Source organism: Bacteroides sp. ZJ-18, from assembly GCF_011038705.2.
GTDB lineage: Bacteria > Bacteroidota > Bacteroidia > Bacteroidales > Bacteroidaceae > Bacteroides > Bacteroides hominis.
Genome location: NZ_CP072198.1, coordinates 3,098,962 through 3,124,118 on the forward strand (window position 1 = coordinate 3,098,962; position 25,157 = coordinate 3,124,118).

The following is a 25,157-nucleotide window of genomic DNA, read 5'->3' on the forward strand; positions in this document are numbered from 1 at the left end:
ACACATAACTCATACCATAAATATTTTTATGAAAAGACTTCCTCTGGTGATAGACAATATGCCAAAAGAAGAACAAAAAACAATATCATTCTTCATTGGTAGAAACTTGGCAGAATCAGAAGTCCCTCTTCTGCTAATTACCCGGAAAGAGATTGAGTATGGGGTAAATATTGTTTCTGCTGCATTTGCAAACGAGAAAAATCAAGAACCAAGACTTTCCTCTGTTAAAATGTTTTCTACTTTTGTTGGAAGGGGACTTCTCTGATAGTAATTTTTTACTCTAAGAATTCTTTTTCAGCAACTGAGGAAAAACTAATTCAATAGCTAACGGATGATTGTCAATACACAAACGAGGGTGGTGATTAGTAAATCTGCAAGATCCTCACGAAGCAGCTTTGTTGCCTGTTGTATGCGGTAAGCAATGGTTTTTATTGAAACTCCGGAAATCTCAGCAATTTCTTTATAACTCTTTTTGGTAAAACGATGCATAAGAAAAGCCTCCCGATAAGAAGTTGGTAACCCATCTATGGCCTCTTTTATTCGTCTGGAAAGCTCTTGAAATTGAAATGCTTCTACACCATGTATTAGCTTTTCCATTTCTTCATAAAATATGGTATCAGCTTGATTTTTCAAATTTTTCTGCTTAATGCAGTTGAGTGACCTGTGATATACCGATTTGAGTAAATATCGACCTAATGAAGTTTCAACCTGGAGTGTCTGGCGATGTTCCCACAACCACAAAATTGCGTCTCCGGCTATTTCTTTTGACTCTTCATTATCTACAAACCTATTCCCATATGCGCAAAGAATTGGGTAGTACTTTTTAAATATACTATCGAAAGCTATTACTTCTCCTTTTCTCAGTGCAATTAATAAATATGCATCTTCATTGCTGTGTTCCATGTCTGCAATGATAATGCTTGTATTTTAAATATATACAATCACTGTTGTTAATTATAAAGTTTATTAATATTAAGTAATGTTAATTATGAAAATGAGTTTAGTATTTTTTATTTCCCGGTTGTCTCTTTAATAAATTTATCATGGAAATGGATTATTCGAATATAGAAGACTTGCTCATTAGCTATTATGATGGTAAAGCGACAGCAGATGAAGTACGGGAAATAGAAGCCTGGATCAAGTCGTCAGATGGGAATAAAAAGAAGGCTATTGACATTTATACTCTTCTTCTTATGACCGACGCACAGCAAGTCGCTGAAAATATAGATTTGAATGAAGAGTTAACCAAAGTGAAAGGGTATATGCAGGGAAGCAAGTATCATATTCCCTGGTGGAGTTGGATGCAGCGCGTAGCCGTGTTTTTACTTATACCGATGACAATTACTATTTTTATTTTGCTCTATCAATCGGGATCTGCTGCGCCTGTCCGTACCCAATTATACGAAATCCGTACACAGCCTGGGATGATTACCTCATTTAGATTACCGGACAGTACTTTGGTATATTTGAATTCTGGTTCAGTTTTGAAGTATCCTTCAGCTTTTACTGGTGATATTCGTGAAGTAAGCTTGGATGGTGAAGCTTATTTTGATGTGACTAAGGATTCCACTCGCAAATTCATTGTTTCAACGCTTCAAAATTCTAAAGTGGAGGTTTTGGGTACACGTTTTAATCTGGAAGCATTCGGCAATATGGATGAAGTCACTACAACGTTGATAGAAGGTAAAGTAGAATTTATATATCAGCAGGCAGGTACTAAACGTAAAGTGACAATGAAGCCGGGACAGAAAACCATTTATAACAAAAAGAACGAAGAAATTTTATTAAAGAGTACGAATGGAGAATCGGAATTGTCGTGGAAAGATATGAAAATGATATTTGACCGGACTCCTATGAGGGATGCATTACGCATGCTGGGGAAACGTTATAATGTAGACTTTATAGTAAATACTTCTAAGTATGACAAATATACATTCACCGGTATGTTTACAGATCAATATGTAGACGAAATCTTGGAAAACTTTAAAATTTCATCATGCATTCGTTGGCGGGTCATTAAGGCAAAAGATAACGATCAGAAGAAGCGGGTTATAGAGATATATTAGAAAGAACCCTTATGTTTAACTAAATTTGATACTATTATGAAACATTACAAGCCTCCTTAATTAAAAAGACATACAGGCATGATGCGCCAACATCTGCCTGTATGTGAAAGCCTTTAAACTGTTTGCGCGCAAACAGAATAAATTATTTCTTAACTTTAATTCATGCAAAGATATGAAGAAAAACAACTATGTCCAACAATTATGGGCGGATAATCCCATGCCTGCCGTTTGGAAAAAATTTCCATTAACTATGAAATTGCTTTTTGTGTTTTCTTTTTGTTTTGTTGGTTTACTATGTGCCAGCGACAGTTATGCCCAACGCACTATAATCAATGTGGAAGCAAAAAATCAGACTGTAAAAGAAGTACTTTCCCAAATTGAGTCACAATCTGAATTTAGTTTTTTTTATAATGATAGTCATGTTGATATTAACCGTCGGGTATCAATATCAACCGGGTACAATAACATCTTTACTATATTGAATGAGGTGTTTAAAAATACTAATGTAAAATATGTTATAAATAACAAGAAAATAATATTGTCCACGAAGATACCGGATACATCTTCCGTAAAACAGACAATACATATAAAGGGAAAGGTGACGGACATATCCGGCGATCCGGTGATTGGAGCTACTGTTATGGAGAATAGCACTAAAAACGGCGTGATAACAGATCTGAACGGAAATTTCACTCTGGATGTCTCTTCGCCTAACGCTACTATCACAGTTTCTTATGTAGGTTATGTATCTCAGACTGTGAAGGCGCAAGGTGACAAAGTTTTGTCGATTATTCTGAAAGAGGATATGCAAACATTGGATGAAGTCGTGGTCGTAGGTTTCGGTACACAAAAGAAAGTGAATCTGACCGGTTCTGTATCTACGGTAAATGCTGATGAATTATTGTCGCGTCCGGTTTCCAACGTAAGCCAGGCTTTACAGGGATTGGTTCCGGGAATGAATTTTTCCTATGCTTCCGATGGCAATGGCGGTGAGATAGGTGCGGACATGAAGGTCAATATTCGTGGAACAGGTACTATCGGCGCTGGTTCCAATGCGGCTCCGTTAATCCTGATCGATGGTATGGAAGGAAATATGAATATGCTGAATCCGAATGATATTGAAAGCATATCAGTTCTGAAAGACGCTGCCGCCTCATCTATCTATGGTTCGCGTGCACCTTTCGGGGTAGTGTTGATAACAACTAAGAAAGGAAAAGCCGGGAAGGCAACCGTTAATTACAATAACAGTTTTCGTTGGTCGCAGGCTATCAATCTGCCGCATGTAGTAGATGCATACACATATGCTATGTATTTCAATACTATGCAGCGGAATGACGGTGTAACGGCAGTACAGTTTGATGATACCCGCCTTCAAGCTATCAAAGATTATGCATCGGGAGTGATTACCACTACTACTCAGCCTAATAGGAATACCCCTACTATTTGGGACTGGATCGGCAATACGGATACGGATTGGTATGATGTAGTATTCGGAGGAACGGCATTTTCACAGGAGCATTCGCTGAGTGTTAGTGGCGGAACGGAGAAAATACAGTATTATTTTTCGGGAAATTACATGGGGCAGGAAGGCATGATGGCTATCCGTCGTGATCAATTGCAGCGTTACTCGGTGACAGGAAAGATTAATGCAGAACTTTTTCCCTGGCTTCATATGAATTATAGTATGAAATACATGAGAAAGGATTATTCCAAGCCTACTGCTATGACCGATAATACTCTTTATCAGAATATTTCCAAACGTTGGCCGATGGAGCCTACTGTAGATCCTAATGGATATCCAATGGGAAACACGATCATCCGGCCTATTCTCTACGGAGGTGACAATGATTCTCAGACTGACTGGCTATACCAACAATTCCAGGTAGTAGTGGAGCCTGTCAAGAACTGGAAAATTTTCGGGGAGATTAATTATAAAACGATCGATAACTTTTCCCATACGGCTTCTTTAAAGGTTACACAAATGAATGTAGCCGGTGAGCCTTATTTGGGTGATACCTGGCAAACATCGAAAGTTACAGAAAATGCTGAACGTACCAATTATTTTAACACAAATGTTTATAGTGACTATAGCAGAACTTTTGCTGAGGCACATCATGTGAAAGTGATGGCAGGATTTCAAGCTGAAATGAGCAAATGGAGACAGCTTAAGGCTACGAAGCAGGATTTGATATCAGAATCCGTCCCTAATATAAATGCTGCCACGGGAAAACCTACTATTGACAAGTCTCAACTGACTCATTGGGCTACAGCCGGCTTTTTCGGTCGAGTCAATTACGATTATAAAGAACGTTATCTGTTCGAGATGAATCTTCGTTATGACGGAACTTCACGTTTTGCAAGGAATAAGCGCTGGAACTTGTTTCCCTCGTTCTCTGCCGGATGGAATGTGGCGCGTGAGGCATTTATGGAACCTTATAACGATGTTATCAATAATTTGAAAGTCCGTGGCTCTTGGGGAGAGCTTGGCAATCAGAATACGACAAATCTATATCCGTATATCCAGTTGATGAAGTTTGTTGCTGAAGATCCTAACTCTAATTGGCTGATTGAAAACAAGCGTCCCAACACAGCGAATGCACCGGATTTGATCTCGGCGTTATTAGGCTGGGAAACCATGCGGTCATGGAATATTGGTTTCGATTTGGGATTGTTGAGCAACCGCTTGACTGTAAGCCTTGACTGGTTCAACCGGAAAACCATTAATATGGTGGGGCCGGCTCCCGAACTTCCTGTCACTTTGGGAACGAATGTTCCTAAAGTGAACAATGCCGATATGCAGTCTACCGGTTTTGAACTGGATTTGGGATGGAGAGATCAAATCAGAGGATTTAATTATGGAGTCCACCTGTTACTTTCGGATGACCGCCAGAAGATTTTGAGGTATCCTAATAAGACGGGTAAAATCGACACTTGGTATGCAGGTGAATATAGCGGTAATATATGGGGATTTGAAACCATCGGCATAGCCAAGAGCCAGGAAGAAATGGACGCCCATCTTGCTTCACTGCCCAATGGCGGACAGGATGCTTTAGGCACCAAATGGGGTGCGGGTGATATCATGTACCGGGATTTGAATGGCGATGGTAAAATTACCTCCGGTGCCACTCTCAATGACCCGGGAGACAGGAAGATTATCGGTAACAGTTCTCCTCGGTTCAAATTCGGTCTGGATTTGAATGCATCCTGGAAAGGTTTCGATGCGCGTTTGTTCTTCCAGGGGGTAGCAAAACGTGACGCATGGTTAGGTGATAATATGTTCTGGGGAGCTACAGGTGACATATGGCAATCAGCATGTTTTACTCCTCATCTTGATTTCTTTCGTGAAGGCGATGATTTTTGGAGTCCTAATACAAATGCTTATTTCCCCAGGCCGCTGTCTGTCAATTATGCTAAAAACCAACAGGCGCAGACTCGTTATTTGCAAAATGCCGCTTATGTACGGCTGAAAAATCTGCAGATCGGCTATACTATCCCTGCACGGATAACGTCTAAAATGGGTATTTCCAATCTGCGAATATTCTTCTCAGGAGAAAACCTGTTTACACTTACGGGATTGCCGCAAGGCTTTGACCCGGAAACAATCGGTACCGGATACGGATCAAATTCATATACTTCAGGAAAGACCTATCCGTTGTCTCGTACTTTCTCCACAGGATTTAGTGTTAATTTTTAATTGATGACGTATGAAAAAGATAATTCAATATTTGTTTTTGTTGGCAGGAGGAAGTTTTATTCTTTCTTCTTGCAATGATTTCTTGGATAAGGAACCTTTGGATAGTGTGACTCCGGACAACTTCTTCTTCAATGAAAGTGACTTGGCTGCCTATGCTGTAAAGCACTACAATTTCACGACTCACGGCGGATACAATGCAGGTATTTGGAGAAATGATAATGCAACCGATAATCAGGCTGCTACCAGTTATGATAATAAGTGGATTCCCGGTCAATGGAAAGTGCCGGAAGCTTACAGTGATCCCAGTAATAATGACCCTTGGTATTTTGGGCCTATTCGTGAAGCAAATTATTTTCTTGAAACAGTGATACCCCGTTTTGAAAAAGGAGAAATAGAAGGTACGGAAGCCAATATCAAACATTATATTGGCGAAATGTATTTTTTACGTGCTAAAAATTATTTATCTAAATTACAGACCTTCGGTGATTTTCCTATCATAACAAAAACATTGCCGGACGAAAGCGAGGCTTTAGTTGCAGCCAGTAAACGGGAGCCCCGCTACAAAGTCGCCCGTTTTATTTTGCAAGATTTGGATAATGCCATCGGTATGCTGAGCAATAATATTACAGGTGGAAAGAATCGTATAACCAAAAATGCGGCTTTATTATTGAAATCGAGAGCTGCCTTATTTGAAGCCTCCTGGCTGACATATCATAAAGGTACGGCTTTAGTTCCGGGTGGCCCGGGGTGGCCGGGAAAGGCGGAGGATATAACGGGTTTTAATATCGATACAGAAATTGCATTTTTTCTGAAGGAGGCTAAGGCCGCAGCTAAGGAAGTAATCGGGAATGCGGCTTTGGTACAGAATACAGCAAAAGACTGTACGGATGAAATAGTTAAGACAGATGAAGACGTATATAAAATGAGCAATCCTTATTTTGCCCAATTTTCCGCAGATAACCTGGAAGGATATTCAGAAATATTAATGTGGCGTCAATACAATCTCCTTGAGTATAAAATCATGCATTCGGCTCCTTATTATATTCGAGTGGGAGGAAATACAGGATATACGCGGAATTATGTGGAGAGCTTCCTTTGTCGTGACGGCAAGCCGATCTATGCAAGCGATGAGTATAAAGGGGATGGGGCATTACGGAATGTACGTAAAAACAGAGATTTGCGTCTGCAACTTTTCATGATGACTCCTGGTGAAACACTCAGCCCGACTATCATGAATGGTACTCCCGATTTACTACCGGAAGCTCCGAATCTTTTGGATATAACAGAATTAAAATGTGTGACGGGCTATCAGGTTCGCAAAGGGCTTTCCGATCATTGGTATCGTGATGGCAATACAGCGATCGAAGGTTGTCCGGTATATCGTGTAGCCGAGGCGTATCTGAATTATATTGAAGCCGATTGTATGGAACATAACGGTACATCTATCGGTTCAGAAGCGGCCGGCTACTGGGGGGATCTTCGCGAAAGGGCCGGGTTGCCGAGAGATTATACGGTGACAGTGAATAATACGGACCTTTCCAGAGAGAGAGACTGGGCGGTATATTCGGCAGGAAAAGAAGTTTCTTCTTTATTGTATAATATACGTCGTGAACGGCGTTGCGAACTCATGGCGGAAGGTCTTCGTATGATGGACTTAAAACGGTGGAGAGCCTTGGATCAGGTTAAGGGTTACATTATTGAAGGTGTCAATCTGTGGGAATCCGATTTGAAGGATATGTATATGAAGGACGGGAAGAATCTTTTGGTACAGGAGGGCGAACCGAATTCTAATGTTTCAAGCTATGCCAGTAGTGGTAAGTATCTATGTCCTTATCGGGCTACTAAAACAAATAATCTGATGTATGATGCCGGATACTCCTGGTGTGAAGCACATTATCTGAATCCGATTGCTATTACGCATTTCAGAATTACTGCTTCAGATCCTAATGATCCCAGTACTTCTGTTATTTACCAGAATCCGGGATGGCCTACTGTAGCTAATGAAGGACCGATTGGTGTAAAGTAAAACATATAGAATTTCAATTTGAAAGAAGTTATTGCAAGAGCCTGGGTGGTAGGTAAAAATACCAATTGCCACTATTATATATCCCTAACACCGCTCTTTGGGTAGCCACTCTTTCTTCCTGAGAAAAAATAGTGGGGGGGAGAAGGCTTTTGCAATACTTCTTCTTTAACAACAAACTAAAAATGGAAAGAATTGCTTCCTTATTTTTGTTATGTCTTGCGGGTAATATGTATGCAGGAGGCATAAAAGTGGACAAGCGTCCCAATATCCTTCTTTTTCTGGTAGATGATATGGGGTGGCAGGATACTTCCGTACCTTTTTGGAATCAGAAGACACCTTTTAATGAACGTTACGAGACACCCAACATGGAACGTCTTGCCCGGAAAGGTATGAAGTTCACACAGGCATATGCCAATAGCATCAGTTCGCCCAGTCGAGTAAGCTTATTCACAGGTATGAACAGTACCTGCCACAAAGTCACCAATTGGACCCTGGAGAGAAATGCTTCCAATGATGCTCCAAGTGACAAACTCATCTATCCACAATGGAATGTAAACGGATTCTGTCAACAGGACAAGATTGAGCATTGTACCTATGCGACTTCGCTGGCACAGTTATTAAAAGACAATGGATATTATACCATACATTGTGGTAAAGCACATTTTGCCGCACGTTCAACACCTGGTGAAAATCCGCTGAATATGGGGTTTGATGTTAATATTGCCGGTGGAGCTCCCGGGGCTCCCGGCACTTATCAGGGACTTACACATTTCGGAAATGCCTATGAAGGCCATGCGCCATCGAAATTTGCTACTCCCGGCCTTGAAGAGTATCGCGGGAAAGATATTTTTCTGACTGAGGCACTTACCTTGGAAGCGGTCAGGGCACTCGATAAAGTGAAGCAGGAAAACCAACCGTTTTTCCTGTACATGGCACATTATGCCATTCATGTGCCACTGGAAAAAGATAAGCGGTTTTATAAGAAGTATAAGGAGAAAGGACTATCAGATAATGATGCTGCTTATGCGGGACTCATTGAAGGAATGGACAAAAGCCTTGGGGATCTGATGGATTATCTGGAAAAGAATGACCTGATGGATAATACAATCATACTTTTTATGTCGGATAATGGAGGACTGGCGTCGGAGCCTTACTGGCACACGCCTTTGTATGTACAAAATGCTCCGCTCAGTAGTGGAAAAGGATCGGCCCATGAAGGGGGAATCCGCGAACCGATGATGGTCTATTGGCCTGGTGTAACTCAACCGCAGACTGAATGTGACAAATATGTAATTATAGAGGATTTTTTTCCTACTATTCTTGGAATGGCAAAAATCAAACGTTACCATACGGTACAGCGTGTGGATGGAATCAGCTTTATCCCGTTGCTGACCGGTAAAAAGGATACCTCTAAAAATCGGGCCCTTTTCTGGAATTTCCCCAATGGATGGGGGGAAGAAGGGCCCGGGTTCGGAGCCAGTTGTACTATCCGTAAAGGCGACTGGAAGTTGATCTACTACTATGGTACGCAAAAGAAAGAACTCTTCAACATAGCCAATGATCTTTCAGAAAAACAGAATCTCGTACAAAGTCATCCCGGTATAGTGAAAAGGTTATCTGATGAATTAGGTAAATATTTAAGAAAGAATAAAGCTCAGCGTCCGAGATTTAAAAGTACTGGAAAATTAGTACCTTGGCCGGATGAAGTTCTATGAGAAAGTAAAATAGTCTATCGTTGATATACAGAAAAATACCTAATTTAGTAAAATAGAAGAATTATGAGATTTTCTTTAATCTTTTGGAAAATTGTGCTTATCTGTCTGATGTTGACCGAAGCAACAGGTATTTATGCAGACGGCTACCAGCCATCTTATTCCACTGCCGGCTTTTATTCACTTCCCAACACAGGACGTGCGGTGTATAGTATGAATCCCGCCTGGAGACTTCATAAAGGAAATATCGAAGGAGCGGAACGGCCGGGATTCAATGACAAGGCCTGGAATATCGTATCATTGCCGGATGGCATAGAGTATCTCCCCACTGAGGCCAGCGGATGCGTCAATTATCAGGGTGAGGTCTGGTATCGGAAACATTTTACTCCCGAACCGTGTTGGAGGGGCAAACAGCAATTCCTCCATTTCGAAGCTATTATGGGAAAGTCCAGAATATGGGTGAACGGAAAGTTGCTGAAGGAACATTTCGGTGGTTATCTGCCTGTAATCGTTGATGTCACTCCATACCTGAAATACGGAGAAGATAATGTAATTGCCGTATGGGCGGACAATGGTGATGATCCCGATTATCCTCCCGGAAAACCACAGGACGCATTGGATTTTGCTTATTTTGGAGGAATTTACCGCGACTGCTGGATGATAGTCCACAACCAGGTATTTATTACCGATCCCAATTATGAAGACGAGGCTGCCGGAGGCGGGCTGTTTGTCTCCTTCGACAAAGTGTCCGAGTTGTCTGCACAGTTGAAATTGGACACCCATATACGCAACAACTCCGGAAAATCTTTTGGCGGAAAAATAACGTATGAACTCTATGATCAAGATAACAAATGCATTCTTACTAAAGAAACCGGCTTGTCAGTGAGTAACGGGATTGCCAGACAGTTTTCCTGTAAAGCAACTGTCGAAAAGCCTCACCTCTGGTCACCCGACACTCCCTACCTTTACAAACTGCACATTTATGTGAAAGACAAAGCCGATAACATCATTGACGGATATTGCCGCCGTATTGGTATCCGCAGCATTGAATTCAAGGGAAAAGATGGCTTCTGGTTGAATGGAAAGCCGTATCCGTATCCTCTGATAGGAGCCAATCGTCATCAGGATTATGCTGTAATAGGCAATGCCCTGCCCAACAGTCTGCATTGGCGCGATGCGAAAAAGTTGCGTGATGCCGGATTACGTGTTATCCGGAATGCCCATTATCCGCAAGATCCGGCATTTATGGATGCTTGCGATGAATTAGGACTCTTTGTGATTGTCAATACACCGGGGTGGCAGTTTTGGAATGACAAGCCGATCTTTGCCCGGAGAGTATTCAGTGATATCCGCAATATGATTCGCCGGGACCGTAATCATCCTTGCGTATGGATGTGGGAACCGGTCCTGAATGAAACCTGGTATCCGGTGGATTTCGCCAAGAAGGTAGTAGATGTTCTCAAAGAAGAATATCCATATCCGTATTGTTATGCCGGATGTGATGCGACGGCACGCGGACATGAATATTTCCCCGTCCAATTTACCCACCCGATAAACGGTGGCGGCGGAGCCTTTAATTCCAAAGATTTAGACCCTAAAATCAGTTATTTCACCCGCGAATGGGGAGATAATGTGGACGACTGGAACTCTCATAACTCACCGAGTCGGGTCAATCGTGGCTGGGGAGAAATGCCTATGCTGATTCAAGCACAGGGATATGCTAAAAATGATTACCGGCTTACAAGTTACGATATACTGTACAGGACTCCCAGACAACATATGGGCGGTTGCCTCTGGCACTCATTCGACCACCAGAGAGGCTATCATCCCGATCCGTTCTACGGGGGAATCATGGATGCCTTCCGGCAACCCAAGCTATCTTATTATATGTTCTGTTCCCAGCGTCCTGCCGAACCCAACAAAGAACTGATAGCCGATAACGGACCGATGGTTTACATAGCCAATGCGATGACTCCTTTCTCCCCAAAAGATGTGACAGTATATAGCAACTGCGATGAAGTTCGCCTTACCTATTGTAAGGGAGGCAAGCAATATACTTACCATAAGCCGGCGAATGAAGCCGGAATGCCTTCACCGGTTATCATGTTCAAGGATGTCTTTGATGTCATGCACGACAAAAAGTTGGCACGACAAAACAAACAGGCGGATTCTTATCTCCTGGCGGAAGGAATAATGAACGGAAAGGTGGTTGTGACACATAAAGTAACGCCTGCCCGTCGTCCCGTGAAATTATTGCTTTGGGCGGACGATGAGAAAGTACAGATGAAAGCGGACGGTTCAGACATAGTGACAATCATAGCCGCCATCGCAGATGAAAACGGGAATATCAAACGTTTGAATAACTACGAAGTCAAATTTGAGATTGAAGGACAGGGGCAGCTCGTTGCCGATGAAGCGACATTTACCAATCCCCGTCCGGTACTTTGGGGAACTGCCCCGGTGCTGGTAAGGTCTACCACTACACCCGGAGAAATCAAGATTCGCGCATCGGTGGTATGGCAAGGCAAACAGACTCCCGTTCCGGCAGAATTGATTATTTCCACTTTTCCTTCAGAGCATACTCTGATAGCGGACAAAGAGGAACTGGCACAAGCCCAATCAACAGACGGGCGTAACAACGAAAAAGCAATTACTGTCTCTTCTGATTGTGAAAAGCGTGTCCTTGACCTGCAACAGGAATTAAGCCGCCTGAAACTAAAAGAGGTAGAAAAACAGCAGAGTGACTTTGAATAATCACCCCGGCTTGCTGTGGATAGAATAAACACATATTTATTTCAATTTTAAATTATAATCATATGAACAGAGTATTGTATACTTCATTCTTGTTAGGAGCCGGGCTCACCTGTATAAAGGCCCAGACAAATACTCCTCCTAACATTGTATTGATTTTATGTGACGACATGGGCTTTTCCGACCTGGGTTGTTACGGAAGTGAAATCCGGACCCCCAACATCGACAGTCTTGCAGAAAACGGTGTTCGCTTCAGCCTGTTCAAGAATACAGGAAGAAGTTGCCCCAGCCGTGCTGCTTTGCTGACAGGGCACTACCAGCATGAGGCGGGCATGGGATGGATGACGGCAGTAGATGAACATCGCCCCGGATACAGAGGACAGATTACGAAAAACATCCCTACTATTGCCGAAGTGATGAAGGCGAATGGTTACAGCACTTATATGAGCGGCAAATGGCACGTTACAGTAGATGGAGCTTTTGATGCTCCTAACGGCAGCTATCCGGCCCAGAGAGGTTTTGACAAATATTACGGTTGCCTGAGCGGAGGAGGGAATTATTATAAACCGACTCCCGTATACAGTAATCTGACCCGAATTACCGAATTCCCCGATGATTATTATTACACCACTGCCATCACCGATTCGGCAGTAAGTTTTGTCAAACAGCATCCTGCAGGCAGACCGATGTTTATGTACGTGGCTCATTATGCTCCTCACTTGCCTCTTCAGGCTCCTGCTGATCGCGTGGGTAAATGCATAAATCGGTATAAGGTGGGATATGACGTGCTGCGCAAGCAACGTTTCGACAGATTAAAGAAGTTGAAGTTCATTCCGGACGAAATGGATTATCCCGTCTTCCAAAAAGAGTTTGGTGGAAAACGTCCTTCTTGGGAAACACTCACACGAAAACAACAGGAACAATGGATTACCGATATGGCTACTTATGCTGCTATGATTGAAATCGTGGATAGCGGAATTGGTGAATTGGTGGAAACAATCAGGCAAAAAGGGATGCTGGATAATACCGTATTTATCTTTTTAAGTGATAATGGCGCAACAAAAGAAGGCGGATATTTGGGACAGCTTATGGCTGACTTGAGTAACACCCCTTATAGAAGTTATAAGTCACAATGTTTTCAGGGAGGTACAAGTACACCTTTTATCTTATCCTATGGAGATGCTGAAAAAAATAAGATGAGAGGTCAGATTTGCAGACAACCGGCTCATATTATTGATATACTGCCTACTTGTATAGATCTTGCCACAGCCACTTACCCTTCGGATTTCAAAGATAATTTGCCAGGTAAAAGCTTACTTCCTTCAATCAATGGGAAAAAAATAAAGCCCAGAGAATTATACTTTGAACACCAAAGTTCCTGCGCTATTATTTCCGATCATTGGAAACTGGTACGTGGCAGCCAGAATGAACCATGGGAACTAATTGATTTAAAGACGGATCCATTTGAAACAAAAGATCTGTCCGCTCAATATCCGAAAGAAGTGAAAAAGCTGGAGGCTAAGTGGAATAAATGGGCGGAACGCTCTAATGTGTTTCCACTTGAAGATAAACCCTGGTCTGAAAGAATCAAATACTATATAGAGCGAAACCCGGATCAAAGCGGAAGAGAAGCGAAATAGTAAATGTTCCATGTTTTAATAGGAGCTGTATATATCCGGGGCTGTGTCAAAACTCTTTTTACCACAGATTACACAGATTATCACAGAATAAGAATGTTGATAATCAGTAACTTAAAAATCACTCTATGTTACTCTGTGTCCTCTGTGGTGAGTTTCGACACACCCTCTTTTAGTTCATCTGTATCGTTGAACAATGGGCTTTAGGTATACAAAAAATTCGTTGCGCTTAAGTGATATCAACTTTAACCTATTTGAAGTTCTTGCTATTCATTGTTTTGTGGTATGATAAATCGGGGATATCCTCAGATGTTCATTTTCTTTTTGCACTTTTACCGATAATTGAATCCGCAGCTATGCATCCTTGCGAACGGCTGTCAATTGAGCCACTTCTGTAATCCCCTGCAACGAAGTAGCTGCCCGCCGGAACAACAATCGCAGACGTGGTAGCCGTTGTCGAATCTATGGGTACAACGCTTTTACAGATGTTTACCTTTATGTCGTTGGGCAGACGTTCGCAATACTCTTCACATTCATCATCTTCATAGAAAAGCTTTCGTATAAATTCCCATTCGCACTTCTTGCCGTTAATGATACATTGCTGATCCTGAAAACGGATAGTGTCACCAGGAAGTCCGACAATTCGTTTAAATGCCCTCTCCTGAAAGCCGGGTATATATGCATAATATGCGATCACATCTCCATAAGTCAGGGAGTCTACCGGAATAAGACTAACCACTTCACCAACTTGATAGTTCGGATACATTCCGGTACTACCCAATTCAACTTTTTGACTACATGCTACCAATATCAATGGTACGACAAGTGAATACAATCGCTTTCTCATAAGTTCAACTTTTATTTATTCAGGAATTCGTCATGATTTAGATAATATTCAATAGCTTTTATGTAATCTTTATATAATGTTTTAAGATTTAATTTGTATTGAAAATTCAATATTCCTTCGAATGTTTCAACATCGACCAACGAACGTATATCCAAATTGGATGCCTGTTTCGTAAGCAAATATAACGATTGTTTTTTATGGCATAGTAGAATATGCCAAATAGTTTGGACTATTGCGTTTTTTTCAAATGATTCTGATTCTTTCTGTTGTGTTGCAATGTTCCGGGCATAAATTGGAAGCTGGTGTTATTCCCAAAACTGTGTTTTCTGCAATAAAATACAGAGAACCTCCGCATAATCCCGCAAGGAAAAGAAGTAATTCATCCTTCGGGCAATTAGCCCAAAGTTTTCCGTGTGATATTATCCATATACATGAATAAGCTAAAATAAAACGGCATAATAGAATCTCTACCAGTGGTAATCTTTCATTGATTAATACTTTGGCAGAGACAAAAATGGTACCCTGTATAACAACCGTCAGTAAAGAGATAATAGGGTATAGTATATTCTTATTTTTATACATTTTATCTGATCAGGCTTAAACAGCCGGTTACTTTATTTATAATTTTCTTCTCGGCACAAATTCCAATGCCAATGTAGTGCAGGTCTGCTTCATTGGCACTATACATTTCCCGTTCGTATTCATCATAAGTTTTAGATTGTTGAGCAATAGTAGAAAAATCGACTAATACCAGCTCTTCTATTTTTAAAGAATTGAATAGCTTACGGATTTCTTTTATCTTTTCTTGCGAAGCTCCAAGTATAGGAATTGGGAGTTGGGTTATGCCTAAATGTTTTTCGCCTTGTTTATCGTATACATCATGACTCACAATGTTATTGACTTTACACCCAAGTGTCATGGACAAGACACTGGCAATGTTAGCTACTATGCCCGTAGGTTGGGCGTTATCAATCACTAAAACACATTTGTGTGTGGCACTTGAAAGATTCTTTGTTTCCATATATTTATATTGCTTTTGTGCTTGCAAAGTTATCTATAATGGATTATTTTCCTATATGTCGGCTTAAAATACGATATTATTCCTATATTCGCTTGTTTTTCTATTCTATTTTCCTGAAAAGGAGAACTTAAACCATTTAAAATAGGAAAAAAGACTATGGGGCAATTAGACAAAACCGACATTGAAATACTTCAGGTATTACAGAAAGACGCTAAGGTAAACACTAAGGAGCTTTCCGAGAAGCTTCATATTTCCAAAACTCCGATATACGAACGCATCAAACGGCTGGAAAATGATGGCTATATAAAAGGGTATGTTGCTTTGGTAGATAATAAGAAGATAGGACTGCCGTTAATTGTCTTTTGTAATGTCTCTCTGGCAGTTCATGATGACGAACATATTAAACGTTTTCAAGAAGAGATAAAGAATATAGATGAAATCATGGAATGTTATTCTACCGGTGGTATTTACGACTTCTTCATTAAAGTAGTTTTAAAAGATTTGGATGCTTATAATCAATTTGTTTTTGAGAAACTGACTAAGGTACACGGTATCATTAAAATGCAGAGTTCATTTGTTTTGAGTGAAATTAAACATACAACCGTATTAAATATCGATAAATGATTTATAAGGGGGGACTAACTATAAAATAAGAATTTTCCACCTAATATTTGAATATTCAATATATGGTTCTGCAGTGCCTTTCTTAGTGAGATGCTGTGATAGTCGATTTTACGGAGGGAGTAATGCTTTCCAATTCAGGAAGATATTTTCATCTTCGTTGAAAGGAGGAAGCAAAATTTTGATAGAGTCATCCATCACGGATGTCGGATATTTCTTTTCAAGCTTTTTTATAATTGTTTTTTTTACTCGTGCTATGGCGTAACTCTCTTCAGGCTGCACTCCAAAGAGTTTTCTTACTTCGATTTCCGGGAAGAGCATGCATAACAAGAAAGCCGACCATTCATAAGTATACCAGTAGCCGTTGACGTAGTTCAGATAAATGCCATTTCTGTTATTTTGTTCCCGTCGCAATACAAATTCTATTTTTTCCATTTTTCGGGTCAGGACTTCTTATTCTGCAATTTTTTCTCTGAATTCACTTGGAGTGATTCCAAGCTTTTTTTTGCAATAGGTGGTGAAATGTGAGGGTGAGGCAAAGTGAAAAGTTCGGGCTATCTCACTGATGGGTATATCGCGATTGGCTAATTGCCCTTTGATGTGGCGTGTTTTTTGGGTGAGAATCCAATTATAGGGAGTATCATGAAAACAACTTTTAAATTTACGGTTGAAAGAGCGCTCGGAGCAATGATATAGTTGTGCAAACTGTTTGATGTTTCGTACTTGTCTGTAATTTGCGAGTACGAAACTCTTGAAGTTTAGATCTCGTCCTATGATAGGCATCAGGAAATGTGCCATTTCTGTCTGGTTGTAGAATGTTCCGAATGCCATGAATACCTCTTTTTGTTTTAATTCGTGTATATGGCTACACTGAACCTTCTGTTTTAGATAGTAGCAAATACTGTCCAACACATGTCGCAATGGGGGATAGATAGGTAAGGAGTAGAAATAAGTATTTTCGTATTCAGAGTGAATGGTAAGCGATTCGATAGACGTCTTATTATAAAGATTTATCTGGTTGTCAAAGAATAGCAATACAAATTCTGTCTCTGTCATGCTCTTGCTTTTATTCGGGTCGTTTTGGGGAAAGAGAATCATGTTTCCTTCAGCAACTTGTTGATTGTGGAACTCACTGCAAGATGTCAGGAGTTCTCCTTTTAAAAGAAATAAAATGCACGAGTGATGATGATTATCTACTTTAAAATCGCCTCCTGAAAAGAGTCTTTGGTGAATAAAGCATATGTTGTAATCAGATACATAATTGAGGCAAGTGGTGTGTCGTTTTATATGTAATAATTTCATAGTCAAGCTATTTCTTATTTTAATAATTATATAAGAACAAAAAAGGAAAGCGGGAAGTTTTATATTAAAAAGACACAATGTTTTATAATCGTGCCATCTTTTTTCTTTTTGGTTTTTTATAGTTATATCTGCATTTTGCTTTCATTTTTTATCTATTTTTGCCATTTGCATAGATTATATACCAAAAGGGCTTTGATACCATGATACAAACAATACAAGTGCAAGGAACAGAAAAACGCTTATACCAACTTATAGCTCCGTTAGTGATGAATCCGGATGTTTTGAGTGCAAATAATAATTATCCTTTTAAAACGACTGAACACTATGTGTGGTTCATTGCTGTAGATAAAAAGTCTGTTGTTGGCTTCATGCCGGTGGAGCGGAGGAGAAGCGGTTGTGTTATCAATAACTATTATGTCTGTGATGATAACCGTGAAATACTTTCTTCATTAATTACCACCACCTTGGAGGCAATCGGCTCGGAAGTACGGTTGTGTGCCGTTGTCATGGTCGAGCATCAGGCAGTGTTTGAAAAACATGGGTTTATAGTAGAGAAGGCATGGAAACGTTATGTAAAAATGCAAAAAGATGAATGATGACTAAAACAGCAACTACTCCTAAAAATGTATATGAGTTAGCGCAGGAACGTTTGCGTATCATTTTCAATGAGTTTGATAATGTCTATCTTTCCTTTTCGGGGGGTAAAGACAGCGGGGTGTTATTGAGTTTATGTATTGATTATATCCGTAAGAATAACCTGAAAATAAAACTCGGGGTTTTCCATATGGATTATGAGATACAATATAAAATGACAATCGATTACATTGCCCGTATGTTGGAGGACAATAAGGATATTCTGGAAGTATACCGTGTCTGTGTACCGTTCCGGGTAGCAACCTGTACATCCATGTATCAGTCTTTCTGGCGTCCGTGGGAGGACAGCAAAAAGGAATTGTGGGTACGTCCGATGCCTGAGAATGCCATGACGAAGGAAGACTTTCCTTTTTATAATATACAGATGTGGGACTATGAGTTCCAGATGCGTTTTGCTTCTTGGCTGCATACTAAAAAGGATGCCGTGCGTACTTGTTGCCTGATTGGTATCCGTACACAAGAAAGTTTCAACCGTTGGCGTTGTATCTATCTCAATCGTAAATATCAGATGTATCATCGCTATCGATGGACCTCAAAGGTGGGAAACGACATCTTTAATGCATACCCTATATATGACTGGAAGACAACGGACGTATGGACAGCTAACGGGAAATTTAAGTGGGATTACAATAAACTATATGATTATTATTACTGGGCAGGGGTTAATCTGGAGCGTCAGCGTGTAGCCAGTCCGTTCATAGGTGAGGCGCAAGAGAGCCTGGCACTTTATCGTGCTATTGATCCGAATACATGGGGGAAAATGATAGGCCGTGTCAATGGGGTCAATTTTACGAGTATGTATGGAGGAACTCATGCGATGGGATGGCAGTCCATCAAACTTCCGGAAGGATATACCTGGCGGGAATTTATGTATTTCCTGCTTTCCACTTTACCCGATCGAACCCGAAACGGATATCTTCGTAAGTTGCAGGTCAGCGTTCAGTTTTGGCGTACAAAAGGAGGATGTCTGAGTGACGAAACAATTCGTAGACTGAATGCGGCAAAAGTGCCTATTATCGTTATGGATAGCTCCAACTATAAAACGAACAAGAAACCGGTTCGTATGGAATATCAGGATGATGTCGATATTCCGGAATTCAGGGAAATTCCCACTTACAAGCGTATGTGTATCTGTATCTTGAAAAATGATCATGCTTGCAAGTATATGGGATTCTCTCCGACGAAAGAGGAGATGAGTAAACGAAATCAAGTAATCGAACAATATAAAAACATATTGCAATGAGTATAAAGAAAAGTCCGGTATATAATGTAATTGCGGTTCCGGTTGAAAAAGTACAGGCCAATGATTACAATCCCAATATAGTGGCTCCTCCGGAAATGAAGCTCCTTGAACTTTCTATCTGGGAGGATGGGTTCACTATGCCTTGCGTTTGTTATTATGATAAGGAGAAGGATATTTATATCCTTGTCGATGGTTTCCATCGTTATTCTGTGCTGAAGACCTCCAAACGTATCTTTCAGAGAGAAAATGGGATGTTGCCTGTAGTGGTGATCGACAAAGATCTTTCCAATCGTATGAGTTCCACTATCCGCCATAATCGTGCCCGGGGTACACACAATATAGAATTGATGTGTCACATTGTTGCCGAACTGGATAAAGCAGGCATGTCCGACCAATGGATAATGAAGAATATTGGTATGGATCGGGATGAGTTGTTGCGCTTAAAGCAAATATCGGGTCTGGCTGATCTGTTTGCCAACCGCGACTTTAGTATTCCTGAAGAGGACCAGCCGGGAAATGTTGATAAGAAGCCTGCCCGTTAAATTAATCTTGCAGGCATAGATTTTACAAGCATATATCCCATCGTTGACGGGCATATTCTGTGTAGAATCTATGCCTGTTTTTTTGCCCCTTCTTTTTGCCCGGATCGCAACATACTGCTGTTTTGTTTGCGGAAAGCGAAACTACGCAGAACTTTCCCCTCCCTTTTTTACATTTAGCAACTTCATTTCATTAAAGCCTCATTATTAGAATTTTTATTATTCTTTTTTCTTCTATAAGAGAAATGAATACAATTCCCGGAATGATACAATTCCGCGATATTTGTCATGTTCATTTTGAGCAAGTTTTTTAGTCAGTATATATAATAGAAGAAACGAGTATGAAAAAGCTAATTCTGTTTGGAGCCGCAATATCGATTTCAGTAGCTATAAGTGCACAGCATGTCGCTCTGAAAAACAACCTTCTGTATGATGCTACCACTACACCGAATCTGGCATTGGAGATAGGGCTGGGCAAGAAAACCACACTCGATCTGTATGGCGGTTACAATCCGTTTACGTTGGGGGGGAACAAGCGTTTCAAGCATTGGCTGGTACAGCCGGAATTTCGTTACTGGACCTGCGAACGTTTCAATGGGACCTTCTGGGGACTACACCTGCATGGGGGTGAATTTAGCGTGGCCGGTATCCATTTGCCTTTTAAGATGTTTCCTTCACTCAAAGATCATCGTTATGAAGGGTATTTCTATGGAGGAGGCGTCAGTGTGGGACATCAGTGGGTGCTGAGTAAGCGTTGGAGCCTGGAAGCCTCGGTCGGAGTGGGATATGCTCATTGGGTATACGATAAATATCGTTGTGTGAACTGTAGCCCTAAAATAAAGAGTGGACATAAAAATTATGTAGGTCCTACTAAAGCAGCTGTCTCTTTAGTCTATTTTATTCGCTAAGTTGAATTTTTTAAAAATGAAAGATATGAAAAGGTTTTATTTTCTGATATTGGGTTTTGTCCTTTATAGCATGGGCATTCAAGCGCAAAATACTTATCAAGGTCATATCGTTTTTGGACAGCATCATGTAGTCCGGAAGGGAGGGGAGTTGAATCTGGATGTATCCCTTGATTTGGAAACCGTGAAGTTGGGTAGTCAGCAAATGGTTGTACTTACACCGATTCTGCAATCTGCCGGAGGCGGGGAACAGAAACAGTTTGCTCCTGTAGTGATTGCCGGATCCAAGCGATATCGGGCCCTGAAACGAGCTTTGGCTTTTGGTTCTGCTGATTTTGATACGCTTCCTATGCTTGTCGAAAAACGGAAAAACGGAATGCCCCAGATGGTGGATATCCATCTCAGGTTACCATATGATGAATGGATGCGGCAGTCAAGATTTGTTTTTTATGAAAAAGTGACCGGTTGTGCCGATTGTGCTGTCGGGCGGGATGAGCATATTGTCATGACATCGGTATTTGACGAAGTGTTTACGCCCCGGTATGAATTGAGCTATGTAACTCCACCGGTGGAACCGTTGAAGCAACGTAGCGAGGCGCATACGGCCCGTCTGAATTTCGAAGTAGATAAACACGTTTTGTTACGCAATTATAAGAATAATGCCAATGTACTTGCTGAAGTAGATCGGATTGTCCATGAGATACATAATGACTCCAACCTGACTGTAACGGAATTTAAGGTTACAGGCTATGCATCACCTGAGGGCAATTACAATCGTAACATGAAGTTGTCGGAAAATCGGGCATTGGCGTTGGTCGGTTATTTGCGGAATCGTGGGGGAGTTGACAGGTCTTTGTTAACCGTTGATTGGAAGGGAGAAGACTGGACAGGTCTGCGTAATGAAGTCGCAGTTTCTCGCCTGAATGATAAAGAGGTTATACTCGCTCTTATTGATGGGGAGACTGATATTACCCGGCGAAAGAATCGGTTGCAAGCTTTGAATGGGGGCGTTACCTACCGAATGCTATTGCAAGACTATTATCCGCCTTTGCGTCGTAACGAATATACCATTGCCTATGTGGCACGTGCTTTCAATATAGATGAAGCAAAAGAACTGATTAAAACAAAACCCCGGTATCTCAGTCTGAATGAGATGTTTCTTGTAGCCGATACCTATCCCAAGGATAGCAAGGAGTTTAAAGAAGTGTTCGACATAGCTGCTCGTATTTATCCCGATGATCCGATAGCACAGCTTAATACGGCAGCACTCGAATTGGAGAAGGGTGCTGTAGATGCTGCTATTATTCGTCTGCAAAAGCTGGATATGCCCGAAGCGTGGAATAATTTAGGAGTGGCCTACCTGATGAAACAGGAATATGGGAAAGGAGGAGAATATCTGGAGAAAGCAATAAATGCCGGTATACAAACGGCAGTATACAATATGGGGCAGTTAGCGGCTTGGCTAAAAACCCAGGAGTGACCAATAAATGTATTTATTAATTAAACAATTGTAGAACTATGAAAGTAGAATGGAAAAAACTAATGTTCGGCCTCGCAATCGGAGCCGGAATGATGATGATGGTATCTTGTAGCGATGAAGAGAATTTTGACCCTGGCGGCAGTCCCGGTAAAGAAGTGCCGGAACCAACGGAGAAAGCGTTTCTCTCCATGCGCTTATCTACCGGTTCGTTGGCCGGTACCCGGGTGGCAGTCGACCCGACAACCTCGGGACGTACAGAAGAACAGGTGGTAAATCATGTACGCATGGTGCTGTATGAAACCAAGAATAATACGGTGCGATACTCTTGGGACCTGAATGTATCTACTGATGGAGTGAATGAATTTACCGGAGGAGATGTAGTCAGAGGAGAAGACGTGCCTTCGGCTACTCCTACAGTGAGCCGTTTTGTGACGGTGGGGCGTGAAGTGGTGAAGCAGGACTATGAATTGCTTATTCTGATCAATCCTCCCGGCGAATTACTGGAAATAACCGAACAAGGAAATCCCAGAAGTTATTTATCACGTGCTGCCAACATGACAAAAGAGTCGTTGATACAGCCTTATGGTATTGCCGCAGACAATAACTTTTATATGACCAATCATCAGGATCTTATTTTTGTTCCTGAAGTAGAGCTGAAGGATAATCAGCGGATGGCTGAGGAAAATCCGGTGAGGGTAGAAGTAGAGCGTGCAGTAGCAAAAGTGGTTGTTAGTGGGGTGCCTGAAGTAGTGCCGCACGGAGACCGGATTGATAATTTGAAATGGGGGCTGGATGTAACCAACCAGTATACTTATTGGATGCGTAAAATGACTTTTATCGCTAATTCGGGTGGTGTGCCGGGCGAAATGGAACAGCTCAATAGCGGATACAGGGAAGAACGATATGCCGAGGACCCGAACTTTACCGGATTCAGTGCATGGAATGGTGGAAATCCTGCCGGGCAATTTGAATACCTGTCCGGAACTCCGGAGTTGACGAAGGATTTTGATGATTATGATTATACTCTGGAAAATACAATGGAAGCTGTTGAACAGCGCCATGACGTTACTACCCGCGTAGTGATCAGTGGTACTTATACACCGAATGGCTTTGGATCGGTTGCAACTCGTAACAGTGGTGGCATCAGCTTCTACTATTTCAAAGGTAATGCTATCAGAGTAGAAGCCATGAGAGACATGGTGAATGACAGGAACCTGATTCCTCAGGAATTGCGTGACGCCGGATTGGAACAGGCTATCAACGATGTACTGGCATGGAATCCGAATGCGTTTAACTCGCCTACGGCTTCATTTTCGGTGGGTGGCCTTAATTTCTACTATGAAGGAGTGTGCTATTATACTGTCCTGATTCGCCATTTCTCCAATAATATGGTACCCGTACTGATGGGATATGGACGTTATGGTGTAGTGCGTAATAACGTTTACCAACTTAGCATCAATAAGATTATTGGTCCGGGACAGCCGGTGATCAATCCTCCGGGAACAGATCCGGATGATGAAGATACCTCTTGGATCTCGGCAGATGTCAACATTATGCGGTGGTATATCCGTAATCAGAATGTAGAGGAACTTTTATAAATTCTTTCTTATTTAAACTAAACTGAAGTAGCTATGAACAGATTTATCGGATACATACAGGTTGCATGTTGCTGCCTTCTGCTATGTGCTTCCTGCGTCAGAGACGGGATGGATGAAGATTGCAACTCTTATGTCCGCTTTGTATACGACTACAACCTGGAATACATAGACCTGTTTCATAAGCAGGCAACCAAGATGAACTTGTATGTATTCGATGAAAAAGGCGTATTTGTGACAGAACTTGAAGAAAAATCCGGTGCTTTTGCACCGGATTATCTGATGACTTTACCTCAATCCATGGCAGGCAAGAAGTATATTTTTGTTGCTTGGTCCGGATTGTACGGCGAGTCGTATGATAAGGTTGCACTCACTCCCGGAGTATCTACACTGGCGGATCTGGAGGTCAGCGTCAATAACTTGAAAACCCGGAGTGGTGGGGGAGTGGTCGACAGGGAACTCCATCTGCTATGGCATGGCAAGCAGGCAGAAGTGTCTCCGCAATATAATAATGATGTCACTACTGTCTCGTTGCTGAAAAATACGAAAAAATTTCGCATTATCATGCAAATGCTTGATGATAGCAACATTGATGTGGATGATTATGATTTTCGGATCGTTTCACCCAATGGAAGGTACGATCATGAAAACGGGCTTTTGGGAGATGAAACGGACGAGAAAGTAGAATATACTACTTACCATACCGAAAACGATTCTGAAACCGGAGCTATAGCCGAACTGAACACATTGCGACTGATGACTGACAAAGAAAACAGATTGGTTATTACACATAAGCCATCGGGCAATGTGATTCTTGACATCTCTCTGAATAAGTATCTCAACGCGTTGAGGCTTCAGCAATATTCTGATTTACCTCTGCAGGAATATCTGGATCGTGCTGATAAGCATGGTATCATTTTGTTCTTTAAGGGCATGGATAGCAATGGAAACTATATTAGTGTGGACGTGCAGATCAACGGTTGGTTGATTCGGAAACAAGAGGTCGATGGAGTTTAGGTGGGAGGGTGTAGCCATCTGGGGCGGATGGCTACACCCAAACGTCG

Annotated in this window: 20 protein-coding genes; 15 read left to right on the forward strand and 5 right to left on the reverse strand. The window is 41.4% G+C overall.

The features are described from left to right. Window positions 1–28 precede the first annotated feature (28 nt). Window positions 29–265 (forward strand): hypothetical protein, encoded by a 237-nt coding sequence (locus G7Y45_RS12370; protein WP_005805556.1) that lies wholly within the window; start codon window positions 29–31, stop codon window positions 263–265. Window positions 266–324: 59 nt separating this feature from the next. On the opposite strand, the gene G7Y45_RS12375 is transcribed toward G7Y45_RS12370, so the two are convergent. Then, complete coding sequence (locus G7Y45_RS12375) at window positions 325–903, reverse strand: RNA polymerase sigma-70 factor (RefSeq protein WP_005777067.1); 579 nt, start codon at window positions 901–903, stop codon at window positions 325–327. A 140-nt stretch (window positions 904–1,043) separates the two neighbouring features. On the opposite strand from G7Y45_RS12375, the gene G7Y45_RS12380 reads away from it, so the two are divergent. The 6 genes from G7Y45_RS12380 to G7Y45_RS12405 all read left to right on the forward strand — a co-directional run bounded on the left by G7Y45_RS12380 (window position 1,044) and on the right by G7Y45_RS12405 (window position 13,889). After that, the gene (locus tag G7Y45_RS12380) at window positions 1,044–2,066 is read left to right on the forward strand and encodes a FecR family protein (RefSeq protein ID WP_241158962.1); all 1,023 of its coding nucleotides are present in this window, start codon (window positions 1,044–1,046) and stop codon (window positions 2,064–2,066) included. Window positions 2,067–2,238: 172 nt separating this feature from the next. Continuing rightward, window positions 2,239–5,760: a TonB-dependent receptor gene (locus G7Y45_RS12385; protein WP_165014617.1), complete on the forward strand. Its 3,522-nt coding sequence runs from the start codon at window positions 2,239–2,241 to the stop codon at window positions 5,758–5,760. Window positions 5,761–5,770: 10 nt separating this feature from the next. Then, on the forward strand, window positions 5,771–7,786 hold the full coding sequence (locus G7Y45_RS12390; RefSeq protein ID WP_005777072.1) for a RagB/SusD family nutrient uptake outer membrane protein: 2,016 nt from the start codon (window positions 5,771–5,773) through the stop codon (window positions 7,784–7,786). Between the two features lie 227 nt (window positions 7,787–8,013). Then, window positions 8,014–9,501: a sulfatase gene (locus tag G7Y45_RS12395; RefSeq protein WP_229080863.1), complete on the forward strand. Its 1,488-nt coding sequence runs from the start codon at window positions 8,014–8,016 to the stop codon at window positions 9,499–9,501. A gap of 63 nt (window positions 9,502–9,564) precedes the next feature. After that, window positions 9,565–12,252, forward strand: a complete 2,688-nt coding sequence (locus G7Y45_RS12400) for a glycoside hydrolase family 2 TIM barrel-domain containing protein (protein WP_165014619.1) — start codon at window positions 9,565–9,567, stop codon at window positions 12,250–12,252. 62 nt (window positions 12,253–12,314) lie between these two features. Beyond that, window positions 12,315–13,889 (forward strand): arylsulfatase, encoded by a 1,575-nt coding sequence (locus G7Y45_RS12405; RefSeq protein ID WP_165014622.1) that lies wholly within the window; start codon window positions 12,315–12,317, stop codon window positions 13,887–13,889. A 310-nt stretch (window positions 13,890–14,199) separates the two neighbouring features. Here G7Y45_RS12405 and lepB read toward each other — a convergent pair whose 3' ends face one another. Next, window positions 14,200–14,733, reverse strand: coding sequence for a signal peptidase I (gene lepB / locus G7Y45_RS12410; protein ID WP_165014625.1), 534 nt, complete (start codon window positions 14,731–14,733; stop codon window positions 14,200–14,202). Between the two features lie 583 nt (window positions 14,734–15,316). Next, a complete protein-coding gene (locus G7Y45_RS12415; RefSeq protein WP_005805572.1) occupies window positions 15,317–15,754 on the reverse strand; it encodes a DUF2000 domain-containing protein in 438 nt (145 codons plus the stop codon). A 156-nt stretch (window positions 15,755–15,910) separates the two neighbouring features. Here G7Y45_RS12415 and G7Y45_RS12420 point away from each other — a divergent pair, with 156 nt between their 5' ends. Then, window positions 15,911–16,378, forward strand: a complete 468-nt coding sequence (locus G7Y45_RS12420; RefSeq protein WP_005777087.1) for an Lrp/AsnC family transcriptional regulator — start codon at window positions 15,911–15,913, stop codon at window positions 16,376–16,378. A 108-nt stretch (window positions 16,379–16,486) separates the two neighbouring features. On the opposite strand, the gene G7Y45_RS12425 is transcribed toward G7Y45_RS12420, so the two are convergent. Continuing rightward, on the reverse strand, window positions 16,487–16,810 hold the full coding sequence (locus tag G7Y45_RS12425) for a hypothetical protein (RefSeq protein WP_005777089.1): 324 nt from the start codon (window positions 16,808–16,810) through the stop codon (window positions 16,487–16,489). An 18-nt stretch (window positions 16,811–16,828) separates the two neighbouring features. Beyond that, window positions 16,829–17,677: a helix-turn-helix transcriptional regulator gene (locus G7Y45_RS12430; RefSeq protein ID WP_005805577.1), complete on the reverse strand. Its 849-nt coding sequence runs from the start codon at window positions 17,675–17,677 to the stop codon at window positions 16,829–16,831. Window positions 17,678–17,877: 200 nt separating this feature from the next. On the opposite strand from G7Y45_RS12430, the gene G7Y45_RS12435 reads away from it, so the two are divergent. From G7Y45_RS12435 to G7Y45_RS12465, 7 genes are all read left to right on the forward strand, one after another. Continuing rightward, window positions 17,878–18,273: a hypothetical protein gene (locus G7Y45_RS12435; RefSeq protein ID WP_022012888.1), complete on the forward strand. Its 396-nt coding sequence runs from the start codon at window positions 17,878–17,880 to the stop codon at window positions 18,271–18,273. Continuing rightward, window positions 18,270–19,574, forward strand: coding sequence for a DUF3440 domain-containing protein (locus tag G7Y45_RS12440; protein ID WP_022012889.1), 1,305 nt, complete (start codon window positions 18,270–18,272; stop codon window positions 19,572–19,574). The genes G7Y45_RS12435 and G7Y45_RS12440 overlap by 4 nt, the downstream gene beginning before the upstream one ends. Next, window positions 19,571–20,116: a ParB/RepB/Spo0J family partition protein gene (locus G7Y45_RS12445; RefSeq protein ID WP_005777096.1), complete on the forward strand. Its 546-nt coding sequence runs from the start codon at window positions 19,571–19,573 to the stop codon at window positions 20,114–20,116. Before G7Y45_RS12440 ends, G7Y45_RS12445 begins: the two co-directional genes overlap by 4 nt. A 338-nt stretch (window positions 20,117–20,454) precedes the next feature. Continuing rightward, entirely contained in the window at window positions 20,455–21,021 is a 567-nt protein-coding gene (locus G7Y45_RS12450; protein WP_022012890.1) for a DUF3575 domain-containing protein, read from the forward strand. A gap of 25 nt (window positions 21,022–21,046) precedes the next feature. After that, on the forward strand, window positions 21,047–22,498 hold the full coding sequence (locus G7Y45_RS12455; protein ID WP_165014628.1) for a DUF3868 domain-containing protein: 1,452 nt from the start codon (window positions 21,047–21,049) through the stop codon (window positions 22,496–22,498). Window positions 22,499–22,536: 38 nt separating this feature from the next. Then, window positions 22,537–24,096 (forward strand): Mfa1 family fimbria major subunit, encoded by a 1,560-nt coding sequence (locus G7Y45_RS12460; RefSeq protein ID WP_005805588.1) that lies wholly within the window; start codon window positions 22,537–22,539, stop codon window positions 24,094–24,096. A gap of 33 nt (window positions 24,097–24,129) precedes the next feature. Then, entirely contained in the window at window positions 24,130–25,110 is a 981-nt protein-coding gene (locus G7Y45_RS12465) for a FimB/Mfa2 family fimbrial subunit (protein WP_005777106.1), read from the forward strand. Window positions 25,111–25,157 lie beyond the last annotated feature (47 nt).

Excerpts from the sequence above, each read along its gene's own strand:
- G7Y45_RS12370 (WP_005805556.1), top strand. The coding sequence starts at position 29 with ATGAAAAGACTTCCTCTGGTGATAGACAATATGCCAAAAGAAGAACAA.
- G7Y45_RS12375 (WP_005777067.1), bottom strand. The coding sequence starts at position 903 with ATGGAACACAGCAATGAAGATGCATATTTATTAATTGCACTGAGAAAA.
- G7Y45_RS12380 (WP_241158962.1), top strand. The coding sequence starts at position 1,044 with ATGGAAATGGATTATTCGAATATAGAAGACTTGCTCATTAGCTATTAT.
- G7Y45_RS12385 (WP_165014617.1), top strand. The coding sequence starts at position 2,239 with ATGAAGAAAAACAACTATGTCCAACAATTATGGGCGGATAATCCCATG.
- G7Y45_RS12390 (WP_005777072.1), top strand. The coding sequence starts at position 5,771 with ATGAAAAAGATAATTCAATATTTGTTTTTGTTGGCAGGAGGAAGTTTT.
- G7Y45_RS12395 (WP_229080863.1), top strand. The coding sequence starts at position 8,014 with ATGTATGCAGGAGGCATAAAAGTGGACAAGCGTCCCAATATCCTTCTT.
- G7Y45_RS12400 (WP_165014619.1), top strand. The coding sequence starts at position 9,565 with ATGAGATTTTCTTTAATCTTTTGGAAAATTGTGCTTATCTGTCTGATG.
- G7Y45_RS12405 (WP_165014622.1), top strand. The coding sequence starts at position 12,315 with ATGAACAGAGTATTGTATACTTCATTCTTGTTAGGAGCCGGGCTCACC.
- lepB (WP_165014625.1), bottom strand. The coding sequence starts at position 14,733 with ATGAGAAAGCGATTGTATTCACTTGTCGTACCATTGATATTGGTAGCA.
- G7Y45_RS12415 (WP_005805572.1), bottom strand. The coding sequence starts at position 15,754 with ATGGAAACAAAGAATCTTTCAAGTGCCACACACAAATGTGTTTTAGTG.
- G7Y45_RS12420 (WP_005777087.1), top strand. The coding sequence starts at position 15,911 with ATGGGGCAATTAGACAAAACCGACATTGAAATACTTCAGGTATTACAG.
- G7Y45_RS12425 (WP_005777089.1), bottom strand. The coding sequence starts at position 16,810 with ATGGAAAAAATAGAATTTGTATTGCGACGGGAACAAAATAACAGAAAT.
- G7Y45_RS12430 (WP_005805577.1), bottom strand. The coding sequence starts at position 17,677 with ATGAAATTATTACATATAAAACGACACACCACTTGCCTCAATTATGTA.
- G7Y45_RS12435 (WP_022012888.1), top strand. The coding sequence starts at position 17,878 with ATGATACAAACAATACAAGTGCAAGGAACAGAAAAACGCTTATACCAA.
- G7Y45_RS12440 (WP_022012889.1), top strand. The coding sequence starts at position 18,270 with ATGATGACTAAAACAGCAACTACTCCTAAAAATGTATATGAGTTAGCG.
- G7Y45_RS12445 (WP_005777096.1), top strand. The coding sequence starts at position 19,571 with ATGAGTATAAAGAAAAGTCCGGTATATAATGTAATTGCGGTTCCGGTT.
- G7Y45_RS12450 (WP_022012890.1), top strand. The coding sequence starts at position 20,455 with ATGAAAAAGCTAATTCTGTTTGGAGCCGCAATATCGATTTCAGTAGCT.
- G7Y45_RS12455 (WP_165014628.1), top strand. The coding sequence starts at position 21,047 with ATGAAAAGGTTTTATTTTCTGATATTGGGTTTTGTCCTTTATAGCATG.
- G7Y45_RS12460 (WP_005805588.1), top strand. The coding sequence starts at position 22,537 with ATGAAAGTAGAATGGAAAAAACTAATGTTCGGCCTCGCAATCGGAGCC.
- G7Y45_RS12465 (WP_005777106.1), top strand. The coding sequence starts at position 24,130 with ATGAACAGATTTATCGGATACATACAGGTTGCATGTTGCTGCCTTCTG.